General features: G+C 67.5%; 21 protein-coding genes. 13 read left to right on the forward strand and 8 right to left on the reverse strand.

The window, feature by feature from the left end; translation table 11 throughout:
• Positions 1-74: 74 nt before the first annotated feature.
• A complete protein-coding gene (gene tldD, locus EO139_RS13020; RefSeq protein ID WP_119128498.1) occupies positions 75-1,520 on the forward strand; it encodes a metalloprotease TldD in 1,446 nt (481 codons plus the stop codon).
• A 256-nt stretch (positions 1,521-1,776) separates the two neighbouring features.
• Here tldD and yjgA read toward each other — a convergent pair whose 3' ends face one another.
• Complete coding sequence (gene yjgA / locus EO139_RS13025) at positions 1,777-2,355, reverse strand: ribosome biogenesis factor YjgA (protein ID WP_126943877.1); 579 nt, start codon at positions 2,353-2,355, stop codon at positions 1,777-1,779.
• 118 nt (positions 2,356-2,473) lie between these two features.
• Here yjgA and pmbA point away from each other — a divergent pair, with 118 nt between their 5' ends.
• Both pmbA and EO139_RS13035 read left to right on the forward strand, forming a co-directional pair.
• On the forward strand, positions 2,474-3,841 hold the full coding sequence (gene pmbA / locus EO139_RS13030; protein WP_126970982.1) for a metalloprotease PmbA: 1,368 nt from the start codon (positions 2,474-2,476) through the stop codon (positions 3,839-3,841).
• Between the two features lie 90 nt (positions 3,842-3,931).
• On the forward strand, positions 3,932-4,396 hold the full coding sequence (locus tag EO139_RS13035) for a DUF4870 domain-containing protein (RefSeq protein ID WP_164739140.1): 465 nt from the start codon (positions 3,932-3,934) through the stop codon (positions 4,394-4,396).
• A gap of 70 nt (positions 4,397-4,466) precedes the next feature.
• Here EO139_RS13035 and EO139_RS13040 read toward each other — a convergent pair whose 3' ends face one another.
• The 5 genes from EO139_RS13040 to EO139_RS13060 form a co-directional block, all read right to left on the reverse strand.
• On the reverse strand, positions 4,467-5,555 hold the full coding sequence (locus EO139_RS13040) for a M35 family metallo-endopeptidase (RefSeq protein ID WP_104648046.1): 1,089 nt from the start codon (positions 5,553-5,555) through the stop codon (positions 4,467-4,469).
• 412 nt (positions 5,556-5,967) lie between these two features.
• Complete coding sequence (locus tag EO139_RS13045; protein ID WP_115677570.1) at positions 5,968-6,843, reverse strand: polyprenyl synthetase family protein; 876 nt, start codon at positions 6,841-6,843, stop codon at positions 5,968-5,970.
• A complete protein-coding gene (locus tag EO139_RS13050; RefSeq protein WP_104581917.1) occupies positions 6,844-7,107 on the reverse strand; it encodes an exodeoxyribonuclease VII small subunit in 264 nt (87 codons plus the stop codon). It abuts the gene before it with no gap.
• Between the two features lie 31 nt (positions 7,108-7,138).
• On the reverse strand, positions 7,139-8,434 hold the full coding sequence (gene tilS, locus EO139_RS13055) for a tRNA lysidine(34) synthetase TilS (protein WP_104581918.1): 1,296 nt from the start codon (positions 8,432-8,434) through the stop codon (positions 7,139-7,141).
• Between the two features lie 91 nt (positions 8,435-8,525).
• The gene (locus tag EO139_RS13060) at positions 8,526-10,232 is read right to left on the reverse strand and encodes an alkaline phosphatase (protein WP_104581919.1); all 1,707 of its coding nucleotides are present in this window, start codon (positions 10,230-10,232) and stop codon (positions 8,526-8,528) included.
• 142 nt (positions 10,233-10,374) lie between these two features.
• Between EO139_RS13060 and EO139_RS13065 the strand changes: the two genes are divergently transcribed.
• The 3 genes from EO139_RS13065 (at position 10,375) to EO139_RS13075 (ending at position 13,158) form a co-directional block, all read left to right on the forward strand.
• A complete protein-coding gene (locus EO139_RS13065; protein WP_104581920.1) occupies positions 10,375-11,715 on the forward strand; it encodes a dicarboxylate/amino acid:cation symporter in 1,341 nt (446 codons plus the stop codon).
• Positions 11,716-11,724: 9 nt separating this feature from the next.
• Positions 11,725-12,564, forward strand: coding sequence for a class I SAM-dependent methyltransferase (locus tag EO139_RS13070; protein WP_104581921.1), 840 nt, complete (start codon positions 11,725-11,727; stop codon positions 12,562-12,564).
• A 102-nt stretch (positions 12,565-12,666) separates the two neighbouring features.
• Complete coding sequence (locus tag EO139_RS13075) at positions 12,667-13,158, forward strand: acyl-CoA thioesterase (RefSeq protein WP_104581922.1); 492 nt, start codon at positions 12,667-12,669, stop codon at positions 13,156-13,158.
• A 223-nt stretch (positions 13,159-13,381) separates the two neighbouring features.
• On the opposite strand, the gene EO139_RS13080 is transcribed toward EO139_RS13075, so the two are convergent.
• Together EO139_RS13080 and EO139_RS13085 are read right to left on the reverse strand one after the other, a co-directional pair.
• Complete coding sequence (locus EO139_RS13080) at positions 13,382-14,131, reverse strand: C40 family peptidase (protein ID WP_104581923.1); 750 nt, start codon at positions 14,129-14,131, stop codon at positions 13,382-13,384.
• Between the two features lie 109 nt (positions 14,132-14,240).
• Positions 14,241-14,822, reverse strand: a complete 582-nt coding sequence (locus tag EO139_RS13085) for a C40 family peptidase (RefSeq protein ID WP_104582207.1) — start codon at positions 14,820-14,822, stop codon at positions 14,241-14,243.
• Between the two features lie 73 nt (positions 14,823-14,895).
• Between EO139_RS13085 and EO139_RS13090 the strand changes: the two genes are divergently transcribed.
• From EO139_RS13090 to EO139_RS13120, 7 genes are all read left to right on the forward strand, one after another.
• Positions 14,896-15,375 (forward strand): peptidylprolyl isomerase, encoded by a 480-nt coding sequence (locus EO139_RS13090; RefSeq protein ID WP_115677565.1) that lies wholly within the window; start codon positions 14,896-14,898, stop codon positions 15,373-15,375.
• A complete protein-coding gene (locus tag EO139_RS13095; protein WP_126970985.1) occupies positions 15,350-15,586 on the forward strand; it encodes a hypothetical protein in 237 nt (78 codons plus the stop codon). The genes EO139_RS13090 and EO139_RS13095 overlap by 26 nt, the downstream gene beginning before the upstream one ends.
• A complete protein-coding gene (locus EO139_RS13100; RefSeq protein ID WP_126970987.1) occupies positions 15,583-16,827 on the forward strand; it encodes a DUF418 domain-containing protein in 1,245 nt (414 codons plus the stop codon). The genes EO139_RS13095 and EO139_RS13100 overlap by 4 nt, the downstream gene beginning before the upstream one ends.
• Before the next feature lie 7 nt (positions 16,828-16,834).
• Positions 16,835-18,085: an FAD-dependent oxidoreductase gene (locus EO139_RS13105; RefSeq protein WP_104648040.1), complete on the forward strand. Its 1,251-nt coding sequence runs from the start codon at positions 16,835-16,837 to the stop codon at positions 18,083-18,085.
• Positions 18,082-19,452 (forward strand): glutathione-disulfide reductase, encoded by a 1,371-nt coding sequence (gorA, locus tag EO139_RS13110; RefSeq protein ID WP_126970989.1) that lies wholly within the window; start codon positions 18,082-18,084, stop codon positions 19,450-19,452. The genes EO139_RS13105 and gorA overlap by 4 nt, the downstream gene beginning before the upstream one ends.
• A gap of 321 nt (positions 19,453-19,773) precedes the next feature.
• Entirely contained in the window at positions 19,774-20,181 is a 408-nt protein-coding gene (locus EO139_RS13115) for an MGMT family protein (protein ID WP_119131279.1), read from the forward strand.
• 40 nt (positions 20,182-20,221) lie between these two features.
• A complete protein-coding gene (locus EO139_RS13120; protein ID WP_026064941.1) occupies positions 20,222-20,920 on the forward strand; it encodes a rhomboid family intramembrane serine protease in 699 nt (232 codons plus the stop codon).
• Positions 20,921-21,075 lie beyond the last annotated feature (155 nt).

The following is a 21,075-nucleotide window of genomic DNA, read 5'->3' on the forward strand; positions in this document are numbered from 1 at the left end:
CCCGCGATGATAGCCGCGCGGCATGTTCAGCCGGACGACTTGTCTCCCCGGCGCGCGGGCCCCATCCTGACTGCATGACCGATAACGCTCTCACTCTGGCCGAAACCCGGCTGCTGCTTCCTTCCGGCCTGGACACCGGCCATCTCGACCGCACCTTCGGCGCCCTGCTGGGCCCGGGCATCGACTTCGGCGACCTGTACTTCCAGCATTCGCGACGCGAGAGCTGGAGCGTGGAGGACGGCATCGTCAAGGACGGTGCGCATTCCATCGAACAAGGCGTGGGCGTGCGCGCGATTGCCGGGGAGAAGACCGGCTTCGCCTATTCCGACGATATCCAGCGCGACGCCCTGCTGGAGGCGGCGCAATCGGCACGCGCGATCTCGCGCGAGGGCGGTGCGCAATCCACCCGCTCACTGGTGCGTGGCAATGGCCGCGCGCTGTACCCGGCCACCGACCCGATCGACGACATGGACAGCGCGACCAAGGTCGAGTTGTTGCGGCGTATCGACCAGTACGTGCGCGCGGCTGACCCGCGCGTCAAGCAGGTGATGGTGAGCCTGTCCGGCGGTGTGGACACGGTGCTGATCGCGCGCAGCGACGGCGTGCTGGCTGCCGACGTGCGCCCGCTGGTGCGCTTGAACGTGCAGGTGATCGTTGAACAGGGCGGACGCCGCGAGTCCGGCTACTCAGGCGGCGGCGGCCGTTACGGCTATGCCGACCTGTTCGCCGACGGCCGTCCGGAAGGCTTCGCCCGCGAAGCGCTGCGTCAGGCGCTGGTCAACCTGGAGGCTATTCCCGCGCCGGCCGGCGTGATGCCGGTGGTGCTCGGCCCGGGCTGGCCCGGCGTGCTGCTGCACGAGGCGGTGGGGCATGGCCTGGAAGGCGACTTCAATCGCAAGGGCACCAGCGTCTACGCCGGCCGCATCGGCGAGCGCGTGGCTTCGCCGGGCGTGACCATCGTCGATGACGGCACCCTGGACGGCCGGCGCGGCTCGCTCAATATCGACGACGAAGGTACGTCCACCCAGTGCACCACGCTGATCGAGGACGGTGTGCTGGTCGGCTACATGCAGGACACCCACAACGCGCGCCTGATGGGCGTGGCGCCGACCGGCAACGGCCGGCGCGAATCGTTCGCGCACCTGACCATGCCACGCATGACCAACACCTACATGCGCGCCGGCGAGCACGATCCGCAGGAGATGATCCGCTCGGTGAAAAAGGGCATCTACGCGGTCAACTTCGGTGGCGGCCAGGTCGACATCACCAGCGGCAAGTACGTGTTCTCGGCCACCGAGGCCTACCTGATCGAAGACGGCAAGGTCACCGCGCCGGTGAAGGGCGCCACGCTGATCGGCAACGGACCGGAGACCATGCAGAAGGTGCGCATGATCGGCAATGACCTGGCGCTGGACGAAGGCGTGGGCGTGTGCGGCAAGGACGGGCAGAGCGTGCCGGTCGGCGTCGGCCAGCCGTCGCTATTGATCGACGGCATCACCGTTGGCGGAACGCAGGCCTGAGATGCGGGGATTTGGGAATCGGGATTCGGGAATCGCAACGGCAGGAGCGGGATATCGCGTTTTTGAGCCTTGCGCCGCGTCGGTCTTGATGCCGCGAATCGGGATAAGAGCATCGGGAAGCGCAGCGGTAGAGGCGCGCAGCGTCTTCGGCGCGCAGGTGTCGCCGACCCAGGTTGCCGATGTTGGAAGCATGCTGCCGCGGTTGGCTGCGGCGGAGGCGCTCGTTGAGCAGTTGCGCGAATGCGGCCGCCAGGTCCTATTCGTCGTCTTCCAGATCCTGATCGTCTTCCAATCCCGAATCCCCACTCTCCAATCCCTGCGCCTGAGACAACTCGCGCAGTACCTGGAACAGCTCGCGGTAGGCACGCGGCGGCTTGTTCTTGGCGCGCTCGTGGATGGCGTTGCGCACCAGCTGACGCAGTTGCTGGCGGTCGGCCGCCGGGTAGGCTTCCAGCAGTTCGGCCAGCGCCACGTCGCCTTCGGCGAGCAGGCGTTCGCGCCAGCGCTCGACGCGGTGGATCGCGGCCACTTCGCGGCGCGCCGTGTCGCTGTTGGCATCCAGCGCATCGCGGATCGCGGCCAGCGTTTCGTCGTCCTCGCGGCGCATGTGCTTGGCCAGAAACGCCAGCTGTCGCTTGTGCGCGATATGCGAGGTGATGCGCTTGCTCTCTTCGATATGTGGGATCAGCGATTCGGGCACCGGCAACTTGGCCAGCTGCGCCGGGGTCAGCGCCACCAGCTTTTCGCCCAGGTCGAAAATTTCCAGCGCCTCGCGCCGCTGCTGGCTACGGCTGGCGCCGCGAAATTCACCGGTCTCTTCATCGCGTCCGCGCATTGCAATCCATCCAGAACAAGAAGTTATTCATCATCAGACAAGCCCGGCCATGGATCGCCGGGCTCTTGCGGAAGGACCCGCAATCAGGTCACTCGCACCATGAGACTAGGATAAAGCATTGAACGCACTCTCCTCCGAAACACCTGTCCACGACGACAGCCTGCAGCGCCTGGACGCGCTCACCGACATCGCCCAGCGCCTGCTCGAGCGCGCGCGTGCGGCCGGCGCCACCCAGGCCGAAGTGAGCTGCAGCGAAGAGCGCGGCCTGGACGTCAATGTGCGCCTGGGCGATGTGGAGACGGTGGAATCCACCCGCGACCGCGGCATCGCGGTCACCGTGTACTTCGGCAAGCGCAAGGGCAGCGCCAGCACTGCCGATCTGCAGGATTCCAGCCTGGAATCGACCGTCGCGCAGGCCTGCGCGATCGCCCGCTACACCGAAGACGATGTCGCCGCCGGCCTGGCCGACCCGGAGCTGATGGCGCGCGACTTCCCCGAGCTGGACAGCTGGCATCCCTGGGCGCTGGACGCCGACACCGCGGTGGACCTGGCGCTGGCCTGCGAGAGCGCCGGGCGTGATGCCGATGCGCGGATCAGCAACTCCGATGGCGCCTCGGCCAGCACCGGGCTGAGCCTGTCGGTCTACGCCAACTCGCATGGCTTCATCGGCCGCGAGCGCGGCACCCATCATTCGATCAGCTGCGCCTTGATCGCCGGCCAGGGCGACGGCATGCAGCGCGATGGCTGGTACAGCAGCGCGCTGGCGCGCGAAGACCTGGAGGCGCCGGAAGCGATCGGCCGCCACGCCGCCGAACGCACCCTGGCGCGGCTGCAGCCACGCTCGCTGCCGACCGGCCAGCTGCCGGTGCTGTTTGCGCCGGAAGTGGCGCGCTCGCTGGTCGGGCATCTGCTCGGCGCGGTCTCCGGCGGCGCGCTGTATCGCCGCGCCAGCTTCCTGCTCGACAGTGTCGGCAGCAAGCTGTTCCCGGACTGGTTCAATATCGAAGAGCTGCCGCACCTGCGGCGCGGCCTGCGCTCGGCCGCCTTCGACGGCGAAGGCGTGGCGACGCGGCGTTCGGCATTGATCAGCGACGGCGTGCTGCAGCGCTATGTGCTGGGCAGCTACTCGGCGCGCAAGCTGGGCCTGCAGACCACCGCCAACGCCGGCGGCGTGCACAACCTGCAGGTCACCGCCAATGCCGGCGATCTGGCGTCGATGATCGCCGGCATGTCGCGCGGCCTGCTGGTCACCGAGCTGATGGGCAACGGGGTCAATCCGGTGACCGGCGACTATTCGCGCGGCGCCGGTGGCTTCTGGATCGAGAACGGCGCGATCGCCTATCCCGTCGACGGGCTGACCATCGCCGGTAATCTGCGCGAGATGTTCGCCGGCATCGAAGCGGTCGGCAACGACGTCGATCCGCGCTCGCACGTCAAGATCGGTTCGGTGTTGCTCAACCGCATGACGGTGGCAGGCGACAGCTGAGCGCGTCTGACCAGGCTGCTGCGCCCCTCACCCGGCGCGCGCGCGTTTTGCCGCCGTGCCTGGCGGCAGCCGGCATGCGCCGCAGAGACCATGTCTTCCCGCACTGGTGGCTGGCTGAATCGTTGCTATAGTCCGCCGCACCACAACCATGCATGGGGAGACATGATGAGCGAATTCGAGTCGCACGCCGCACCGCCGCCGCCGCCGATCGGCAGCAGCACGCCGTCGGAGGAGCGCACTTTGGCGCTGGCCGCGCATCTGCTCGGCATCCTGACGTCCTTCATCGGCGCACTGGTGATCTGGCTGGTCAGCAAGGACGCCAGCCCGTCCAAGCCGTTCGCCACCGACCAGGCCAAGGAAGCATTGAATTTCCAGATCACCGTGATCATTGCCTATGTGGCTGCGGTGATCCTGACCATCGTGTCGTTCGGCATCCTGTTCTTCGTGCCGACGCTGGTGTGGATCGCCAATCTGGTGTTCTGCATCCTGGCCGCGGTCAAGGCCAACAACGGCGAGCATTACCGTTATCCGTTCACGCTGCGCCTGATCAAGTAATCCGGCGCAATGGCAACGCCACAGGCCCGGCAGCGATGCCGGGCCTGTGTCGTTTCAGGCGATGCCGCGATCAGTTCTGCGCCGGGGTGTTCTCGGCGAAGTACTCGTGGCTGTCGGCATTGGTGATCGCCTGGGCCGGGTTGCTGATCGCCAGGTTGCGCGCACCGGACTGGCCATACACGCGGTCCTGGGTGCCGGCCACCGCGGTGAAGTGGCTCATCTCGTGCACCAGCGTACCGGCCTTGGAGTCGGTGCCTTGGGTCGGCGCGCTCCAGAACGCGTTGCAGACGTAGATCTCGTACGGCGCATTGGCGTAGACGTACGCGTAGGCGCTGTCGGTGCAATCGCAGTTGATGGTGATCTGGCCGTTGTTCTGGTCCAGCGCGTTGTCGATGTTGACGAAGTTCGAGCTAACCCGGCTGTAGCGCGAGGCGTTGTAGGCGCCGAACCAGGTGGTGTAGCGCGCGCCGGTGCTACCGGCATTGAGGTAGTTGCGCGCGTTCTGCGAGTAGGCGCGGGCCGCCGTGACCGCGCTGCCGGCCTGGCTGGTGCGGGTGGTGCTGCAGTTCAGGTAATTGACGCCGTTGACCACGGCGGTGGGACCGATCGCCATCCGGCGCTGTACACCGCGGTTGACGCCGTCCAGCCACACCGTCAATGGCGCGCTGCCGGCCACCGCGGTCTTGCCATCGGCGGTCTTCAGCAGGCTGCCATCGGCCAGCGAGGCGTACTGCAGCGGCGAGCTGACCCGGATGGTGTAGTTGCCGCTGGTGGACAGGTCGTAGGCGGCAGCCAGGTCGACCACGCCCTGCACGGTCTGGCCCGGCTTGAGGATGGTGAAGTCGGCCGCCTTGGGCAGGCCGCGCTTGACCAGGCGTCCGGTATAGGTCACCGGCGCGCCATCGCGGCTCACTTCCAGGATGCCGTTGTCCAGCGATTGCAGCGGCAGCTGGTAGGTCGGTACGCGGGCGATCTGGCTGCCGTTATTGGTGACGGTCACTGCGATCTTGCCCTGGTGTCGCCCGGCCTGATCGGCGACCGGCGCCAGTTCGATGGTCAATGGGACCGGTCCGCGCACGGACTGTGCCTGCGCCGAACCGAGCACGCCAACAACGGCCAACGTACCTGCTGCAAACGATGCGAGAAAAACGTTCTTCACCAGTGACTCTCCATGTGGTCGGGGGATGTCCGCGGACGCGGGCAAGTCAACCTAGGCAGAGCGAGCAGACGCAACAAGAGAACCGATTGATGCTGTTTTTGGCCTACTGGTGATCATGAAACGACAAAAGCGGACACCGATGGCGACAATTCACCTGAAAATTGCGTGGCCATCCACACTTTTCGGCCAGTTTCTGAAAATGCGCGTGTGAAAAGGTATGGAAAGAGAATTTACGTTCTGTGACGCAGCACATTGCCTGCGAGGCGGTGCGCGACAAAAACGCACCGTGCGCTGGCGCACGGTGTGCGCAAGGAGCGGTGTGACCGCTTGATCGGCGCAGGTAGTGAGGTGGGACGGGGGCGGTGCACGTCCACCCGGCGTGCCGGGGAGGGTGGCCAGGCCACCGGTTGCTCTAGTGCGCGCGGTCCACCGCAAACCGGCCCAGCGTCGCCAGCGTGTCGCCGGGCGCGCCGTAGGGTTGCAGGATGTCGTGCATGCGGGTGGCCAGTTCGGCCAGCTTGGCCTTGGCGCCGTCCATCCCGAGCAGGGCGGGATAGGTGGATTTGGCTTGCGCGGCGTCCTTGCCGGCGGTCTTGCCCAGTTGCGCCGAGCTCGATTCCACGTCCAGGATGTCGTCGCGGACCTGGAACGCCAGCCCCAGCGCGTCGGCAAACGCATCCAGGCGCTGCTGATCGTCGGCTGTGGCAGCACCGGTGAGCGCGCCCATGCGCACGGCCGCGCGGATCAGCGCGCCGGTCTTGAGTGCGTGCATGCGCTCGAGGTCGCGCAACGATTGCAGCTGGCCGGTGGCATCGATATCCAGCGCCTGGCCGCCGCACATGCCGGCAGCGCCCGCGGCGGTGGCCAGACTCTGCAGCCAGCCGACCCGCAGTTCCGCACTGACCGGGGCCGCAGCCAGCAGTTCGAACGCACGCGTCTGCAACGCATCGCCGGCCAGGATCGCAGTGGCTTCGTCGAAGGCGATATGCACGGTGGGTTGGCCGCGGCGCAAGGCGTCGTCGTCCATTGCCGGCAAGTCGTCGTGCACCAGCGAGTAGGCGTGGATCAGTTCCACCGCCACGGCGGGCGTGTCCAGGCTGTCCTCGTCGGCGCCGAACAGCGCGCCGGTTGCATACACCAGCAACGGGCGCATGCGCTTGCCGCCGCCGAGCACCGCGTGCCGCATCGCCGCGTGCAGTCGTTGCGGCGCCAGCGCCGGGGTGGGCAGGCAGGCTTCCAGCCGGCGTTCGGTGCGGCCGATCCAGTGGTCAAACAACGCCGAACTCACTCAGCCGCCGTCCTGCGATGGCGGTTCGAAGGCTTCGGCCAGATCGGGGCGCGCGGGGTCGGTCAGCAAGCGCACGCGCAGTTCGGCCTGTTCCAGTGCCTGCTGGCAGTCGCGGTACAGCCCGATGCCGCGCTCGTAGGCCGTGAGCGATTGCTCCAGGCTCTGGTCGCCGACTTCCATCTTCTGCACCAATTGCTCGAGTTCTTCCAGCGACTGTTCGAAGCGGGCGACCGGGGAGGTTTCATTCAAGGATTTTTTGACCATCGCCAAAGTGTGCGGCGCGCAGGCAGGCGGGTCAATTCGCATTGGCGTGGTCGCGCCAGTGCAAGGACGCGCCGTTGGCCTGCAGCCAGTGGCTCAATGCCGCCGAGAGGATGCGGTCGCCGGCTGCCAGCACCTGGCCGTCGGCCCACAGGATCGGCAGGCGCGCGCGTTGCCAGGGCGGTAGATCCAGCACCTGCAGCAGGTGCTTGAGCCGATGCGAATGCGCGCGCTGCGGCAGCACGATGCGTTCGCCACCCTGGCGTGCGCGCACCAGCAGCGGTTGCGCGAAGCGCAGGCCGGCGGCGCCATGCAACCGCAGGCAGGCGCCATCCGGCAGTGGCAGCGGGCTTGCGCCATCCCAGCATGCCTGCCATGACGCCGGCCAGGCGGCATGCGGATGCAGCAGGTACAGGCACTGGCGCCAGCGCCGCACCTGCACCTGTTGCCAGGCAAAGCAGGCTTGCCGATCCGGCGCGTCGTCGTCGATCTCCTGCTCCAGTACGGCCACGCCGTGCGCAGGCAGCGGTGGCGCCTGCGCTGCAGCCACCCAGGCGCGCAGCAGCCGCGGCCGACGTGCGGCCGGCTGTGCACGCAGGATCCGCAGATCCAGCGCGCCGGTGGTGGTCAGCAGGCCGGGCAGTTGCGCGCTGTCCTCCTGCAGCAGCAGGTCGCTGGCATCGGCGCTCAAGCGCGCGCTGCGCGCCAGTGCCTCGGCAGCTTGCGGCCAACGTTGCTGCAGCACGGGCATCAGCTGGGTGCGCAGGAAGTTGCGGTCGTGGCGGGCATCGGCATTGCTGGGGTCTTCGATCCATTGCAGGCCCTGTGCCTGCGCATAGGCCAGCACCGCGGCGCGCGCGTGCTCTAGCAAGGGACGCCACAGCATGCCGGCCGCGAATGGACGCTGGGCGCGCATCGCGGCCAAACCGTCCGGGCCCGAGGCGCGCAATGCGCGCAGCAGGAAGGTTTCGGCCTGATCGTCGCGATGATGCGCCAGGGCCAGCCATTCGCCGGGCGCCAGTGCCTCGGCAAACGCAGCGTGGCGTGCCTGGCGTGCCGCCGCTTCCAGGCCCAGGCCGCTGTCGCGCGCGACCTGCACGCGTGCGATCTGCAGGGGGACCTGCAGGGCATCGCACTGGCGCTGGCAGTGCGCGGTCCAGGCATCGGCATCGGCGTGCAGGCCATGATGCACATGCACCGCACGCACCCCCATCTGGCGATAACGCGACGTTGTTGCCAGCAGATGCAGCAGCACGCTCGAATCCATGCCGCCGCTGTAGGCGACCAGGACCGGGCCGGGCGGCGGTGCCGGTGGCAGCAATCCGGTCATCGATGCAGGTGGCTTGCTGCGACGCTGCATCCGGGTGCGAGCGGCGACGACTGACTCGCCGCTGCCGCCCGCGCTGCGCGCAGCCGGCGCATCAGCGCTTGGCCGCGGTCTCGAACGTGGCCGACTGCGGCAACGTCACCGGCACGCCGGCGCTGTCGCAGGTGCCGGCCTTGCACAGGCGCTCGCGCAGGCGCGGGGTGGCCTGGACGATGACGTGGTAGATCACGTTCTCCTCCAGCGTGCCGCGGAAGGCCGCGCTGCCCGGGCCGGTGGCCCAGATGCCGACGTCTTCGCCGCCATGGCTTTCGGACTTGGTCGGCACCAGCGATTCCTGCATGTAGCTGGGCGCCTCGGTGTCGACGTGGGTCAGGTCCGGGCGGCCGGCGGCCGGCTCGCTGCTGCTGGGTTCATGCGGGTACTTCTTGGCGCCGGCCGGCTGCGCGTTGCTGGCGCCGGTGTAGCCGGGGCCGTTGGCGTAGCTCAGCGTGGTGTAGGGCTGGCCGGCCAGGTCGGTGGCCAGTTGGGTGCGGTCGCCTTCTTCGCCGCCGGTGCCGCGCACCTTGCCCAGGATCGGGTTGCCGCGCACCGGGTAGCCGACGAAGTTGAGCGTATGCGAATGGTCGGCGGTGACGATGATCAGCGTGTCCGGCGGCGCGGTCTGCACGGCGGCGCGCACCGCATCGGACAGCGACACGGTCTCATCGAGCGCGCGGTAGGCATTGCCGGCGTGGTTGGCGTGATCGATACGGCCGCCTTCGACCATCAGCACGAAGCCGTTCGGGTCGCGCGACAGCGACTGGATCGCGGTGCGGGTCATCTCGGTCAGGCTGGGCTCGCCCTGCGCGGTGCGATTGCGGTCGTGGTCGAACTGCATGTGATCCGGCTCGAACAGGCCCAGCAGCGCGGGCGCGCCGGAGGCCGCCTGCAACTGTTGCTCGTTCCAGACATAGGCGCCCTGCGGGTGCGCCTGTTTCCATTCGGCGACCAGGTCGCGGCCGTCCAGGCGCAGGCCGACCTTGTCGTCGTACTCCGGATCGCGTTCCTGCACGGTCTGGAACTGGCTGCGTCCGCCACCCAGCACCACCTGCGGGCCACGCCCGAAGCGCGCGCTGGAAAGCAACTGCTGGGCGATGTCCTGGCAGCCGGCGGTGCGGGCGGACTCGGGCAGGTCGGTATCGTTTTCCCAGTTGCGGTCCGGCGAATGCGCATAGGTCGCCGCCGGGGTGGCGTGGGTGAGGCGGGTGGTGGTGACGATGCCGGTGGCCATGCCGGCGCTGTCGGCCAGCTGCAGCCAGCTGAGCAGACCCTTGCCCAGGCTGTCGGCGCAGTCGCTGCGGTTGCCGCTGCTGACGCCGATCGCGCCCATGTGCGTTTTCACCCCGGTGGTGATCGCGGTCATGGTGCCGGCCGAATCCGGCGTCTGCGAATCGGTGTTGTAGGTCTTGCTGAAGGCGGTGGCCGGGAATTGCTCCCACGACAGCAGGTTCTCCTCGCCCGGCCCGCCCTTGCGCTGGCCATCCAGGATGCGCGCTGCCGCCACCGTGGTCAGGCTCATGCCGTCGCCCAGGAACAGGATCACGTTGCGCGCGCGCCCGGCCATCGCGCCATTGCCGGCCGCGCGCGCCGCGCCCGAGCGGTACCACCATTGCGGCGTCTCGCCGGCCGGATGCGCCACCTGCGGCACCTCCACGCGCACGGCGGCAGGCGCGGATGCGCTGGTGCCGGCGCTGGAGGCGCAAGCGGCGACACACACGGTGGTCAGGGCGGCGAGGGCAGGCAGGCGGTAACGCATCGGCATCGAACTCGTGGCTGAATCGGCGCCTATTATGCCGGCATGCCTGGTGTCACACAGATGACACGCCGCTGTTCCAGTCGTGGCCTCGCGGGCGGCGCGGGCCTGGGCTATGGTGCATGCACTCTCCCCCCGGATGACTCGACGCATGACATTGGTCTCGGCCTGGTTGCGCATTCCGTTCTGGCAACGCGTGGTGGCCGGCTTCGTGCTCGGCGCGCTGGCCGGCTGGGCCATGGGCCCGGCGGCCGATGTGTGGTTCGGCCCGCTCGGTGACCTGTATGTCACCCTGATCAAGATGATCGCGATCCCGCTGGTGTTCTTCGCGGTGATCAATGCGATCTCCTCGTTGCACGGGCAAAAATCCGTCGCCGCGCTCGGCGGGCGCACCTTCCTGTGGTTCGTCATCACCGCGGCGTTGGCGGTGGGCGTGGGCCTGGCGGTGGGCACGCTGATGCAGCCCGGCGCCGGCCATTTCAGCCTGAGCGTGGATTCGGCCTGGAAACCGCGCGATGTCCCCAGCCCGATCAAGGTGCTGCTGGATGTGGTGCCATCCAATCCGTTCTTTGCGCTGACCGGCATCGGCACCAAGACCAATGCGGCCGGCGAAACGGTGCTGGCGGCGGGGCGCGGATCGATCCTGCCGGTGATCTTCTTCGCTGCGCTGCTGGGCTTTGCGATGGTCAAGCTCGGCGAGCGCGTGGCCGAGGCGCGCAAGCTCACCGCGCAATTGAGCGACATCATGATCCAGGTCACCCGCTTCGTGCTGGAGATGACCCCGCTGGGCACCTTCGGGCTGATCGCCAGCCTGGTCGGCAGCTATGGCTTCGAAAAACTGCTGCCGTTCGGCAATTTCGTGCTGGCGCTGTATGTGGCCTGCGCGATCCATATCGTGGTGGTCTACAGCAGCCTGTTGTTGCTGCATGGGCTGAATCCGTGGAAGTTCTTCCGCGGTGCCGCACCGGGCATGCAGGTGGCGTTCGTCAGTTCGTCGAGCTTTGCCGCGATGCCGGTGGCGATGCGCTCGATCACGCATAACCTGGGTGTCAGCAAGGACTATGCTGCATTCGCGGTGCCGCTGGGCGCCAGCATCAAGATGGATGGCTGTGGCGCGATCTTTCCGGCCCTGTGCGCGGTGTTCATTGCGCAGTACACCGGCGTGCCGCTGACCGCAAACCAGTACTTCGTGGTGTTGATTGCCTCGGTGCTCGGCAGCTTCGGCACGGCCGGCGTGCCCGGCACCGCGGTGATCATGGCCACGGTGGTGCTGAGTGCGGCCAACCTGCCGCTGGAAGTGATCGGCTACCTGTACGCCATCGACCGCATCCTCGACATGATGCGCACCATGACCAACGTGACCGGGCAGATGCTGGTGCCGGTGCTGGTGGCCAAGGAGACCGGCCTGCTCGACAAGGCAGTCTATGAGTCGGCATCGACCAACGTGGGGCTGGAAGATCCACTGGCCGATCGCGCTCCGACGCAGCGCTGAGCGCCAGCGATGCGCATCGGGTCTCCCACGCTGCGCGATCGCCTGCAGCAGTTGCCTGAGCTGGAGAGCGTCGACGGCGTGTTCGTGCAGCGGTCGTTGGCCGACGACCCGTTCGAGCAGCAGTATCTGGAGGTTCGGCGCAAGGAAGGCCGGCTCTACACCGATGCACAGGTACGCAGCCTGCCGCGCCCCGGCGGCAAGCTCGGGGCGAGCCTGGAATGGCAGGTGCGTGCGCTGTCCAGCGCCTTGCTGGTCCGGCACCTGCGCGCGCAGGCAGGCGAGGGCGCCATTGCCGAACTGGGCTGCGGCAACGGCTGGCTGTCGCAGCTGCTGGCGCAGTCGCTGCAGCGCGACGTCTGCGGCATCGACGTCAACCGCACCGAGCTGACCCAGGCCGCGCGCGCGTTCGGCCACGACCAGCACCTGAGTTTCATCGCCGCCGACATCCAGACCCTGGCCCTGCCGCGCGATCTCTTCGACGTCATCGTGATCCCGGCCTGCATCCAGTATTTCGCCGACCCCGCGGCATTGGTCATCCGCCTGCTCGCCCAACTGCGCGACGGCGGCGAGCTGCATATCCTCGACAGCCCGCTGTATGCGGATGCGCACGCCGCCGATGCAAGCGCGGCGCGCAGCCTGCGCTACTTCACCGAGCTGGGTGTTCCGGCGCTGGCCGCGCACTACCACCAGCACACCTACGCCAGCTTCGACCGCTTTGCGGTGCAGCGCCTGTTCGACCCGCGACGCCCGGGCGCGCGCCTGCGGCGGATGCTCAAGTTGCGGCAGCCGCATTTTCCCTGGTTGTGTCTGCGCAAACAGGACAACCTGGACGCGCTACGTCCTGGGTGAAGCAACCGCGCTGCCGGACCATGCATTGGGTGTTTGGGTCGTGCGCACCCGCGTCCCACCCGCATGGCACACTGCCAGCTCATCCATTGACGAGGGCGGGCGGTGATTGGCCAACAGCGTGATCTGACATTTCGTTTTCTGGCCGAGCCCAGTGACGTCAATTTCGGCGGCAAGGTGCATGGCGGCGTGGTGATGAAGTGGATCGACCAGGTCGGCTTTGCCGTGGCCAGTGGCTGGAGCGGGCACTACTGCGTCACCGTGGCGGTGGGCGGCATTCGCTTCGTGGCGCCGGTGCGGATCGGCGATCTGGTCGCGGTATCGGCCAAGCTGGTCTACACCGGCCGCACCAGCATGCACTTCGCCATCGACGTGCGGGCACGCAGCCCGATGGGTGGCGACTCGCGGCTATGCACGCATTGCATCATCGTGTTCGTGGCGATGGACCCGGACGGCATCACCCCGGTGGCAGTGCCGTCCTGGCAGCCGGGTACGCCGGAAGACCAGCGCCTGGCCGAATACGCGCTCAAGGTAATGGAGCTGAGCAAGGGCATCGAGGACACCATGGCGCATTACCAGGCCGACACCTCGCGGTAACCTGCGGCGCGCGCTGCGCTGCGCCGTTGGTCCCGCCATGCGCGAGGTGCGACAGGTAGCCCGACGCTCGCTGCCTGCCACTTGGCCCGGCGATGGATGCCACCCGCTGTCATGCAGCGGTCATGGGGCCTGCGGGACGCCCACGCACGACGACGACCCAGCAAAAAGGCCGCGGGATCGCCGCGGCCTCTGTCATGCAATCGACGCAGTGTCCACCAGTGGGTCAGAGCACCCGGCGTGCCTGGATGAACTTCTCGCTCCAATAGCCGCTGGCCAGCGAATCCACCCGCACGTCCTTGCCGCGGCTGGGCGCATGCAGGAACTTGCCATCGCCGACCACCAGACCCACATGGTCGATGCGGCCGCGCCTGCCGAAGAACACCAGATCGCCGGCCTTGAGCGCGTTGGGGTCCTTGATCAATTCTGCGGACTCGTCGCGTGCGATGTCGCGCGAGACGCGCGGCAGGTCGATGCCCAGGGCGGTCTTGAACACATAGCCGACCAGGCCGCTGCAGTCGAACCCTTCGGTGGACTCGCCGCCCCAGACGTACGGTGTGCCGAGCAGGGCCATGGCGCGTTGCAGGATCACCTGGACACGGCTGTCGGCCACGGCGTTCTGCGCGGCGTTGGCCGCACTCTGGGACACGTCGTAATTGGCCAGCAGGCGGCTGAGGTCACCGGCGAACATCGCCGAACGGTCCATCAGCGGAATGGCGTCGTTGGCCGCCAGGTGCGGAAGCAGGGCGGCCAGTGTTGCGGTGGCAGCGGCGTCGGCGCGGCTGCGGGTTGCGGCTTTCTCGGCGGCGACGGTGCTGTCCGGCGGGGCCGTCTGCGGAGCGGATGCGGTGCCGTTGGCGGTCTGTGCCAGGGCGGGAAGGGCTGCGAGCCAAAGAGCGGTGGCGCATAGCAGGCGGAGCGGTTTCCGGGGCGGAAGCGGTGCGGCGCCAGTGATGATCTGTTCGTCGTTCGTCACGCGGGAATCACAATTCTGCTGTCGATGCGGGATGATGCCTTGGTGAAAGAATCGTTACGTTCAAAAAAGGTTAAATTTCCGTTTTATGAAATGTGATACGCGTCACATATCAGGGCAAAACCCGCTTTGAGCCTGAATAATGGTCACGCCAGTAGGCGCCATCCAGGAAATCCAAGCGGACGGTACCGCCGGTGGTGGGGGCGTGCACGAAGCGGCCTTCACCGACATAAATGCCGACGTGGGTCACGTTGCCGCTGGAGCCGAAAAATACCAGATCGCCGGTGGTCAGTTTCTCCTGCGGGATGCGGGGTCCCTGCACCGCGGCCAGTTCACGCGAGGTGCGTGGCAGCGCCAGCGCCAGCACGTCCTTGTAGACATAGGTGACCAGCCCGCTGCAGTCGAAGCCGGTTTCCGGCGTATTGCCGCCAAAGCGGTACGGCGTGCCGACCAGGCCCAGCGCACGCATCAGGATGTTGTTGGCGGCGGCCGGGTTCGACGGCGGCACCTGCGGCCAGACCCGCGGTGCCGGCGGCTTGGTGGCGGCCGGTCGGCGGACCGGCGCCTGTGCGCAACCGCCCAGCAGCACGAGCAGGCCCAGCAACGAACTGGCCACCACGCGGCGGGCGCGGGCGGCGAAAACTGGCGTGATATGCATGGAGCCGGGATAATGGGCGGTTCGAAAGGTCGCCATGATGGCGGCGCACCCGGCGGCCGACAAGCCGTCCTCCACCGTCTGCCACCGGGCAGCCTATCCAGAGCCAGGCATGAAGATCGAAAAAGACAGCGTCGTCCGCTTCCACTACACCGTTTCCGAGCTCGGCCAGGAGCCGATCGAGAGCTCCAAGGAGCGTGACCCGTTGGCGATCATGATCGGCCACGGCAACATCATTCCGGGCCTGGAAGCGGCCATGATGGACAAGGAGGCCGGCGAGAGCTTCGGCGTGGACGTCAAGGCCACCGAAGCGTATGGCGAATACCGCGAAGGCCTGAGCCAGCGCGTGCCCAAGAAGCACTTCGGCGCCACCAAGCTGGTACCGGGCACCCAGGTGGTGCTGCAGACCAACTTCGGCCCGCGCGCGGTGACGGTGCAGAAGGTCGGCATGAGCGTGGTCGACGTCGATCTCAATCACCCGATGGCGGGCAAGGACCTGCACTTCGACGTGGAGATCATCGAAGTGCGTGAAGCCACCCAGGAAGAGCGCGACCACGGGCATGTGCATGGCGAAGGCGGCCATCACCACTGAGCGCAGCCGTTATACGGTCTGTGAAGCGGGCGGGCCGATGCGGGCAATCGGCAACATCGGCATGCCCCGCGTGGTGATGCCGATTCGCCCGCGCCGGTCGTGTTCGCCCGGCCAGCGTTCGCTGGATGTGTTTCTGCGGCCCGCCATCTCGGCGGGCTGCTTGCATGGTGCGCGCCGCGATCGCCGCGCCGTGCTGTCCGGGTCGCGATGAGCCCGCGCGATCTTCTGCTGCCCGTTGCAACCAGCGAGCGCATGGTGGTGCTGGATGTGCTGCGCGGTTTCGCGCTGCTGGGCATCCTGCTGATGAATATCGAAGCCTTCGTCGGTCCGCTCGATCTGGCGATCACCGGCGTGGAGCCGCATTGGCATGGTGCCGACCGGGTTGCCGATGCGCTGGTGTACCTGTTCGTGCAGGGCAAGTTCTACACGCTGTTCTCGCTGCTGTTCGGCATGGGGTTTGCGGTGATGGCGCAGCGCGCCGCGCAGGCAGGGCGCGGGTTGGTCGGCCCTTATCTGCGTCGCACCGGTACGCTGCTGGCGATCGGGCTGGCGCATGCGCTGCTGCTGTGGTCCGGCGATATTCTGGTGACCTACGCCTTGCTCGCCTTGCTGCTGCTGGCCACGCGCGCGGTGCCGACGGTGACGCTGCCGTGGTTTGCCGTGCTGGTCTACTGCTGCGCGCCCGGGTTGATGTTGCTGTACGGCGTCGCGGGCACGTTGACGCAGCTCGACCCGGCATCTGCAGTGGAATGGAAGGCCGCAGTGGCCGACGCAGCGCAACAGGCGGCAGCCAACGTGCAGGCGCAGCGCGCCGCCTTCGGTGGCGGCAACTATGCGCAGGCCACGCTGCAGCGCTGGCATGACCTGCAGCAGGCACTGAACGGGCTGAGCATCAACGGCCCGGCGATGCTTGGCATGTTCCTGCTGGGCAGCTGGTTCGTGCGCAGTGGTGCAATCGCCGCGCCCGAGCGCTTTCCGCGCCTGTTCCGGGGCTTGCGCTACGGCGCGCTGCCGCTCGGGCTGGGCGTGATGGGGGTGAGTTACGCGCTGGAGCCGTGGATCGATCCGGCGCGCCTGGATCTGCGCCTGTCGGGTGCCTTCGCGCTGGCGCTGATTGCCGGCCCGCTGATGAGCCTGGGCTATGCGGCGTGGGTGGTACGCCTGGCGCCGCGCCTGGCATGGCTGGCGCCCGCCGGACGCATGGCGCTGACCAACTACCTGATGCAGTCGTTGGTGTGCACGTGGATCTTCTACGGTTACGGGCTTGGCTACTTCGAACAGCTGCCGCGCGTATGGCAACTGCCGTTCGCGCTGGTGCTGTTTGCGCTGCAGGTGGTGCTGAGCCAGCTGTGGCTGCGCTGGTTCCGCTTCGGGCCGGTGGAATGGCTATGGCGCAGCGTGACCTATCTGCGCGTGCCGCCGATGCGTCGCAGCAGTGCGCGCGTGAGGTAGTGCGCACATGAGCGGCGCGCCTGTCGATGTGGTGGTGGTCGGGGCCGGCGCCATCGGCCTGGCGACCGCGCTGGCCCTGGTCGAGGCGGGGCGGCAGGTGCACGTGCTCGATGCCGGTGCGGTGGGTGCGGCAACTTCGTACGGCAACTGCGGCACCATCACGCCGAGCCATGCGCCGCCGCTGGCAGCGCCGGGCATGATCGCGCAGGCGCTGAAGTGGATGCTGACGCCGGACGCGCCGCTGTATATCCGGCCACGCCTGGATCCGGCGCTGTGGCGCTGGTTGCTGCGGTTTGCGCAGCGCTGCAATACGCGTCACTGGCAGGCCAGCGCGCAGGCGCGCGCGGCGTTGCTGGGCGATGCGCGACACCGCTTCGACGACTGGGTCGAGCGCTATGCACTGGACTGCGAATTTCGCAGCGATGGGCTGGACTACGTGTTCGGCGACGCGCGCCGCTTTGCGCAGTATCGCCACGAGTGCGGCGTGCTTGCACAGTGGGGCATCCAGGCCGAGATCATCGAGGGCGCCGACTATCTGCGCCAGGACCCGGCATTTCGCGCAGGCATTGCCGGTGCGATCCATTTCCCCGGCGATGCGCATCTGCGTCCGGAGCGCTACACCGCAGAACTGGCAAGGGTGCTGCGTGCGCGCGGTGCGGTGATCCAGGCGCAGTGCCGCGTCGATGCGGTGGTGCCGGACGCACGCGGCGCGTGCGTGCACACCGAGCGCGGGCGATGGCAGGCGCGTGAGGTGGTGATCGCAACCGGCCCGTGGTCGCCGGTGCTGGCGGCGCAGCTGGGGTTGCGCTTGCCGGTGCAGGCCGGCAAGGGCTATTCGATCACCTATACCGCCCCGGCATTGATGCCGCGCCGCCCGGTGGTGCTGAAGGACCGTTGGGTGTTCGTGGTGCCGTGGCGCGATCGTCTGCGTATCGGCAGCACGATGGAATTCTCCGGACGCGATACCCGCCTCAACCCCACGCGCCTGGCGGCGCTGGAGCGCGCAGCGGCCGATTATCTGCATGCGCCGGCTGGCCCGGCCGTGATCGAGCGCTGGTATGGATGGCGGCCGATGACCTGGGACGACGTGCCGGTGCTGGGGCCGGTGCCGGGGCGTCCTCACGTCTGGCTCGCAGCCGGGCATGGCATGCTCGGCATCAGCATGAGCACTGCAAGCGGACAACTGATGGCCGACCTGATCACGGGCCGCGCACCTGCGCTGGACCCGCATCCTTACCGGGCGGAGCGATTCGCGTGAGTGCCCGATACGATTACGATTTGGTGATCCTGGGCGGCGGCTCCGGTGGATTGGCCGCTGCGTTTCGCGCGGCCAGGCACGGTGCACGCGTGGCAGTGATGGAGCCGAACGAATTAGGTGGCACCTGCGTCAATCTCGGCTGCGTGCCGAAGAAGGCGATGTGGCTGGCGGCCGATCTGGCCGGCAAGATCGAGCTGGCCGGGGCGCTGGGTTTCGATGTGTCGCGACCGACATTGGCCTGGCAGGAACTGGTCACGCACCGGCAGGGCTACATCAACAACATCCACGCCAGTTATCGGCGTCGGCTCAACGAAGATGGCGTGGTGATGATTCCGCAGCGCGGCGTGCTGCAGGATCGGCATACCATCATGGGCGGCGATGGCGTGCCCGTCACTGCCGAGCACATCGTGATCGCCACCGGTGCGCATCCGCTGCGGCCGGACATCGACGGTGCCGAGCACGGTGAGGTGTCCGACGATTTCTTCAATCTCTGTCATGCGCCAGAGCAGGTGGCGATTGTCGGCGGCGGCTATATCGCGGTGGAGATCGCCGGCCTGCTGCAGGCGCTGGGCAGCCGTGTGCATCTGTTCGTACAGGGCGATCGATTGCTGGAGCGCTTCGATGCCGAGCTGACCCTGCAACTGGCGGACAACCTGCGGCACCTGGGCGTGCGCCTGCATTTCGGTTTTTCCACCACCGGCCTGGAACGCGATGCACACGGCAAGCTGCGCGTGCACGGCCATCCCGCGCACCCCAGCGAGCAGGGCAACGACGTCTTCGACCAAGTGTTTTTCGCCACCGGCCGACGCGCCAACACAGCGGGGCTGGGTCTGGAAGCGGTCGGCGTGCGCCTGGGCGACAAGGGCGAGGTGGTGGTGGACGAAGGGCAGACCACCAGCGTGCCGAACATCCATGCCATCGGCGATGTCGGCGGCAAGGTCGGGCTGACGCCGGTAGCGATCGCGGCCGGTCGCAAGTTGATGGACCGCCTGTTCGGCAGGCAGCCGGATGCACGCATGGACTACGAAGGCGTGCCGAGCGTGGTGTTCTCGCATCCGCCGCTCGGGCAGGTCGGGCTGACCGAGGAGCAGGCGCGTGCGCGGCACGGCAGCGCGGTACGCATCTACCGCAGCAACTTCCGTCCGATGTTGCATGCGCTGGCCGACGCGCCGCAGCGCAGCCTGTTCAAGCTGGTCTGCGTGGGCGAAGAAGAGCGCGTGGTCGGCGTGCACCTGCTGGGCGAAAGCGCCGACGAAATGCTGCAGGGGTTCGCGGTGGCCGTAAAGATGGGCGCGACCAAGCGCGACTTCGACGAGACCGTGGCAATCCATCCCACTTCGTCGGAAGAGATCGTGTTGATGCACTGATGCACTGATGCACTGATGCACTGTGCATCGATGCGGCTGTTGTGGCCGGACCAACGAGGGCATCAGTCCGTTGCCTGATCCGGTACTGACGTCGGCCCCTGCGTTTCACAACGTGTGGCAGCCCCGCGTAACACCGAAAGCTAGTTCTGCACCCGACGTAAGTGTGCTTGACGCAGGCCAGGGCCCTGCGAGCGAACAGATCAAAGCCCCTCTCCCCTCGGGAGAGGGGTTGGGGTGAGGGTCCGGCACAATCGGCGCGTCAATCAACTGCCGATCTGCCGTCCACAGCCGGTCATGCCTCATCGCTGGCATCCTTGCGCGATGTCCAAGCCCCGCAAACCAGTGACGCTTCCCCCTGCCGGCCCACCTGCGCGCGCCGGCTCCCACGGCGCGGCGCTCTCTAGCGAACAGGCGCGACTGCGCATTCTGGCCGCGATTCGCGCAATTCCTTCCGGCCAGGTCGCAGGCTATGGCGAGGTGGCTCTGCGCGCCGGCCTGCCCGGGCGGGCGCGGCTGGTGGCCCGCGTGCTCAGCGGCAATGACGATCCGCACCTGCCCTGGCACCGGGTGCTGCGCAGCGATGGCCGGATCGCATTGCCGGACGGTTCGTCCGGCTACCGCGAGCAGTGTCGGCGGCTGCGTGCCGAAGGCGTGGCGGTCGAGCAGGGCCGGGTGCGCCGCGCCAGTGCCGCGCAGCGGCTGGATGCCGCCGTGTGGGGACCTTCATAAGCCTGACGTTATGATGGTTGGCATTCCGAAGGATGCCGTCATGCCCCAACTGCCGCCCGTCACCAAAGCGTTGTTGATCGCCAATATTGGCTTGTTCCTGCTGCAATGGGCACTGGGCGACCTGGGCGCCGGCGTGCTGCCCTCCGATGCGGCGCTGTCGTCGCTGATGCTGTGGCCGATCTCCAACGGCTTCGATGCGTTCTCGCCCGGCGCCAGCTTCATGCCGTGGCAGTTGCTGACCTATGCATTCCTGCATGGCGGCTTCAACCATCTGTTCTTCAACATGCTGGCACTTTTCATGTTCGGCGCGGCACTGGAGCAGACCTGGGGCCAGAAGCGCTTTCTGACCTACTACCTGGTGTGCGTGGCCGGTGCCGGCGTGTGCCAGTTGCTGATGGCCTGGTTCACCCAGAGCGGGGCGCCGGTGGTGGGGGCCTCGGGCGGTGTGTTCGGCCTGTTGCTGGCCTACGGCATGCTGTTTCCGAATCAGCGGGTGATGTTGCTGTTTCCGCCGATCCCGATGAAGGCGCGCACCTTCGTGATCGTGTTCGGTGCGATCGAGCTGTTCCTGGGCGCAACCGGCTGGCAGCCGGGCGTGGCCCACTTCGCACATCTGGGCGGCATGCTGTTCGGCTGGTTGATGATCCGTTACTGGCGCGGGCAGTCGCCGTTTGGCGGTAGCGGCGGCAGGAAAGGCGGTGGCAAGGGGCGCAAGCCGCCGCTGCGCGTGGTGCGCTGAGGTCCGGCAACGCATCGCCTCGTAGGAGCGGACCTGGCCGCGACAAGGCTTTACCGGTAAACCGCCGTCGCGGCCAGGTCCGCTCCTACGACCAGGGTGTTTCAGGCTGGTAGGCAGATCCATAAACGCCGGAGACAAAAAAAGAGCGCGGATTC

Source organism: Xanthomonas sp. BRIP62411, from assembly GCF_003993525.1.
Classification (GTDB): Bacteria; Pseudomonadota; Gammaproteobacteria; order Xanthomonadales; family Xanthomonadaceae; genus Xanthomonas; species Xanthomonas euroxanthea.

Bases quoted from the DNA above. Each gene is read 5' to 3' on its own strand.
- tldD (WP_119128498.1), top strand. From the start codon at position 75: ATGACCGATAACGCTCTCACTCTGGCCGAAACCCGGCTGCTGCTTCCT.
- yjgA (WP_126943877.1), bottom strand. From the start codon at position 2,355: ATGCGCGGACGCGATGAAGAGACCGGTGAATTTCGCGGCGCCAGCCGT.
- EO139_RS13035 (WP_164739140.1), top strand. From the start codon at position 3,932: ATGTCTTCCCGCACTGGTGGCTGGCTGAATCGTTGCTATAGTCCGCCG.
- EO139_RS13050 (WP_104581917.1), bottom strand. From the start codon at position 7,107: ATGGTCAAAAAATCCTTGAATGAAACCTCCCCGGTCGCCCGCTTCGAA.
- tilS (WP_104581918.1), bottom strand. From the start codon at position 8,434: ATGACCGGATTGCTGCCACCGGCACCGCCGCCCGGCCCGGTCCTGGTC.
- EO139_RS13060 (WP_104581919.1), bottom strand. From the start codon at position 10,232: ATGCCGATGCGTTACCGCCTGCCTGCCCTCGCCGCCCTGACCACCGTG.
- EO139_RS13065 (WP_104581920.1), top strand. From the start codon at position 10,375: ATGACATTGGTCTCGGCCTGGTTGCGCATTCCGTTCTGGCAACGCGTG.
- EO139_RS13070 (WP_104581921.1), top strand. From the start codon at position 11,725: ATGCGCATCGGGTCTCCCACGCTGCGCGATCGCCTGCAGCAGTTGCCT.
- EO139_RS13085 (WP_104582207.1), bottom strand. From the start codon at position 14,822: ATGGCGACCTTTCGAACCGCCCATTATCCCGGCTCCATGCATATCACG.
- EO139_RS13090 (WP_115677565.1), top strand. From the start codon at position 14,896: ATGAAGATCGAAAAAGACAGCGTCGTCCGCTTCCACTACACCGTTTCC.
- EO139_RS13095 (WP_126970985.1), top strand. From the start codon at position 15,350: ATGGCGAAGGCGGCCATCACCACTGAGCGCAGCCGTTATACGGTCTGT.
- EO139_RS13100 (WP_126970987.1), top strand. From the start codon at position 15,583: ATGAGCCCGCGCGATCTTCTGCTGCCCGTTGCAACCAGCGAGCGCATG.
- EO139_RS13105 (WP_104648040.1), top strand. From the start codon at position 16,835: ATGAGCGGCGCGCCTGTCGATGTGGTGGTGGTCGGGGCCGGCGCCATC.
- EO139_RS13115 (WP_119131279.1), top strand. From the start codon at position 19,774: ATGTCCAAGCCCCGCAAACCAGTGACGCTTCCCCCTGCCGGCCCACCT.
- EO139_RS13120 (WP_026064941.1), top strand. From the start codon at position 20,222: ATGCCCCAACTGCCGCCCGTCACCAAAGCGTTGTTGATCGCCAATATT.